We start from the raw sequence: 3133 nt of genomic DNA, 5'->3' as shown, positions 1-3133 counted from the left end.
CTCTCGTCGGCGCAGACGGAAAGCGGCCGCTTGATCCGCGCCAGCGCCTCGTCCTTGCCCGCGGGCAGCGGCTGCTCCACCAGGGTGACGCCGGCCGCGGCGCAGGCGGCGAGGTTCGCTTCCAGATTGGCCTCGGTCCAGGCCTCATTGGCATCGACGATCAGCTCGGTTTCAGGGGCGGCCTTGCGTACCGCGGCGATCCGCTCCGGATCGCCGTCGCCGCCGAGCTTGATCTTGAGCAGCGGACGGTGCGCCGCCTTGGCGGTCGCCGCGGCCATCGCTTTGGGCGTCCCTAACGAAATCGTGTAGGCGGTGGTGCGCTCGCCCGGCACGGGGCGGTCCAGCAGGTTCCAGGCCCGCCGGCCCGCTTTCTTGGCCTCGAGGTCGATCAGGGCGCAATCCAGCGCGTTGCGGGCCGCGCCTGATGGCATCGCGGCCTGGAGGGCGTGCCGCGTCAGCCCGCCTGCCACGGCCTCACGCATCGCCTCTACGGCGGCCAGCGTTGCCTCCGGCGTCTCGCCATAACGGAGATAGGGCACGCATTCGCCGCGGCCGGTCAGGCCGCCCCAGCCGACCTCCGCCACGACAGTCACGGCTTCGGTCTTGGCACCCCGGCTGATGGTGAAACTTCCCGCGATCGGGAAGCGCTCGATTCGCGCCGCCAGAGCGGCAAATGTCGTGGAAGTCATTTTGAACTCTGGCGAAATCTGAACCTGCTAGTTACCTCTAGCAACTAACGTTAACCCCTTGGGGATACCTTCTCTGGGTAAGGGCGCGTGCGCAACCATCTGATTCTCTCCGCCCCGGTATGGGAGCGGATACTTTGAGCAGCGATCCGAAGCTCGAACGGATTGCCAAGGGCGACGCACTGGCACTTTGCGCTACCGGGACCTGGACCGCGAGCTTCGCGCCGGTCCTGGAGCGGATGGTGACTGAGGCCGAGAAGCTCGCCGGCAGCCCGCAAAACATCTTCATCGACGTCTCCGAGGTCGCCAAGCTCGACACCTTCGGCGCCTGGCTGATCGAGCGGCTGCGCCGCAGTCTCACGCAAGGTTCCGCGGAGGCGCAGATCGCGGGGCTGTCCGCGAATTACTCCAGCCTCGTCGACGAAGTGCGGCGGGTCAGGGCGACGGCCGTGGTCGAGACCAGCCAGATCACCATCTCCGGCATGCTGGAGCAGATCGGCCGGACCGTGGCCGGCGTCGCCGGGACGGTCGCGGGCCTCGTCGACATGCTGGGCGCCGTGCTCGCGGCGTGGTTCCGCGTCCTGATCCATCCCAGATCGCTCCGTCTGACCTCGACCGTGCATCACCTGGAGCAGGTGTGCTGGCGCGCGGTGCCGATCATCGTGCTGATCACCTTCCTGATCGGCTGCATCATCGCGCAACAGGGCATATTCCATTTCCGCAGGTTCGGTGCCGACATCTTCGTCGTCGACATGCTCGGCGTGCTGGTGCTGCGCGAGATCGGCGTCCTGCTGGTCGCGATCATGGTCGCGGGCCGTTCGGGCAGCGCCTACACGGCCGAGCTCGGCTCGATGAAGATGCGCGAGGAGATCGACGCGCTGCGCACCATGGGCTTCGACCCGATCGAGGTGCTGGTGCTGCCGCGCATGATGGCGCTGGTGCTGGCGCTGCCGATCCTGGCCTTCCTCGGCGCGCTGGCGGCGCTCTATGGCGGCGGTTTGGTGGCCTGGCTCTATGGCGGGGTCCAGCCCGAGGCTTTCCTGCTGCGCCTGCGCGATGCGATCTCGATCGATCATTTCATCGTCGGCATCGTCAAGGCGCCAGTCATGGCCGCCGTGATCGGCATCGTCGCCTGCGTCGAAGGGCTCGCCGTGCAGGGCAGCGCGGAATCGCTGGGTCAGCACACCACGGCCTCGGTGGTGAAGGGAATCTTCTTCGTCATCGTCATGGATGGCATCTTCGCCATCTTCTTCGCCTCGATCGGGATGTGACGATGGCAAGGGAAACTCAAGGCGAAATCCAGGATCCCATCATCCGCGTCCGCGGCATCACCGTGCAGTTCGGCGAAACGCGCGTGCTCGACGGCCTCAACCTCGACGTCAGGCGCGGCGAGATCCTCGGCTTCGTCGGTCCCTCCGGCGCGGGCAAGTCGGTGCTGACGCGCACCATTATCGGCCTCGTGCCGAAGGTTGCGGGCTCCATCGAGGTGTTCGGCGTCGACCTCGATTCCTCCAGCACCTTGCAGCGGCGCAACGTCGAGCGGCGCTGGGGCGTCCTGTTCCAGCAGGGCGCGCTGTTCTCCTCGCTCACGGTGCGGCAGAATATCCAGTTCCCGATGCGCGAATATCTGCGTGTCTCGCAGCGGCTGATGGACGAGATCACCATGGCCAAGCTCGCCATGGTCGGGCTCAAGCCCGAAGTTGCCGAACGCTTTCCCTCCGAGCTCTCGGGCGGCATGATCAAGCGCGTGGCGCTGGCCCGCGCGCTCTCGCTCGATCCGGACCTCGTGTTCCTGGACGAGCCGACTTCGGGTCTCGACCCGATCGGGGCCGGCGATTTCGACGAACTGGTCCAGACGCTCCAGCGCACTTTGGGGCTGACCGTTTTCATGGTAACCCATGACCTCGACAGCCTTTACACAGCATGTGACCGCATCGCCGTCTTGGGCAACGGTAAGATCATTGCCGCAGGGTCGATCGCCGACATGCAGGCCTCGCAGCATCCCTGGCTGAGGCAGTATTTCCATGGCAAGCGTGCCCGCGCGGTCATGAGTTGAGCAGCAGGGTTGAGTAGCTGGAGCACTGATGGAAACGCGGGCGAATTACATTCTGATCGGCTCGTTCACGCTGGCGGTGATCGCGGCGGCGGTCGGCTTCGTGCTGTGGTTCCAGTCGCTGCACACCACCAAGCAGCGCAGCCCGTTGCGCGTGGTGTTCGAGGGCCCGGCGGCGGGCCTGCGCAACGGCGGCAGCGTCAACTTCAACGGTATCCGGGTGGGCGAGGTGGTCTCGGTGAAGCTGGACAACCCGCGGCGGGTTGTCGCACTCGCCATGATCGAGAACAACGCCCCGATCCGCAAGGACACGCTCGTCGGCCTCGAATTCCAGGGTCTCACCGGCGTCGCCGCCATCTCGCTCAAGGGCGGCGACGAGGCCGCGGCGCCGCCG

At 66.4% G+C, this 3133-nt stretch carries 4 protein-coding genes; 3 read left to right on the top strand and 1 reads right to left on the bottom strand.

Annotated features, from left to right (window positions below; all coding sequences use genetic code 11):
- Positions 1 to 689: enolase C-terminal domain-like protein (locus JHD07_RS36445; protein ID WP_291630991.1), on the bottom strand; the 689-nt coding region annotated here is incomplete at its 3' end.
- Positions 690 to 823: 134 nt separating this feature from the next.
- On the opposite strand from JHD07_RS36445, the gene JHD07_RS36440 reads away from it, so the two are divergent.
- The 3 genes from JHD07_RS36440 to JHD07_RS36430 all read left to right on the top strand — a co-directional run.
- Positions 824 to 1957 (top strand): ABC transporter permease, encoded by a 1134-nt coding sequence (locus JHD07_RS36440; protein ID WP_291630989.1) that lies wholly within the window; start codon positions 824 to 826, stop codon positions 1955 to 1957.
- A 2-nt stretch (positions 1958 to 1959) separates the two neighbouring features.
- Complete coding sequence (locus tag JHD07_RS36435) at positions 1960 to 2742, top strand: ABC transporter ATP-binding protein (RefSeq protein WP_291630987.1); 783 nt, start codon at positions 1960 to 1962, stop codon at positions 2740 to 2742.
- Between the two features lie 28 nt (positions 2743 to 2770).
- Positions 2771 to 3133, top strand: a 363-nt coding sequence (locus JHD07_RS36430) for an MlaD family protein (RefSeq protein ID WP_291630985.1), incomplete at its 3' end; no start/stop codon positions are given.

The organism is Bradyrhizobium sp. (assembly GCF_016462955.1).
Lineage (GTDB): Bacteria > Pseudomonadota > Alphaproteobacteria > Rhizobiales > Xanthobacteraceae > Bradyrhizobium.
This window is presented reverse-complemented; position numbering and strand designations above follow the sequence as displayed.